Origin of the sequence: Streptomyces caelestis, assembly GCF_001279005.1 — a bacterium.
In the GTDB taxonomy this organism is placed as follows: domain Bacteria; phylum Actinomycetota; class Actinomycetes; order Streptomycetales; family Streptomycetaceae; genus Streptomyces; species Streptomyces heliomycini.
Map to the genome: position 1 here is coordinate 1 of NZ_LGCN01000187.1, position 209 is coordinate 209.

1 protein-coding gene is annotated in these 209 nt (G+C 71.3%); it reads right to left on the reverse strand.

The genetic code is table 11. From position 1 onward, the window contains the following. On the reverse strand, positions 1-209 hold a 209-nt coding region (locus ADK41_RS16120; protein ID WP_158717755.1), incomplete at both ends, for a hypothetical protein.

A 209-nucleotide genomic window follows, 5' to 3' on the forward strand; every position in this document is an offset into this window, starting at 1 on the left:
CGCACGGTGGCGCGGACGTGGCGCACCCAGTAGTCGGCCGAGCACAGCAGGCCGGGGCCGGCGATCCCACCGGTCACGTTCGAGACCACCGGAACGACCGGCTCGGCATAGGTCAGCTTCTCGGCGACCTCACGGAAGGCGTCGAGCATCGGCTCCATCAGCGGCGAGTGGAAGGCGTGGCTCACCGACAGGCGCTGCGTCCTGCGCCC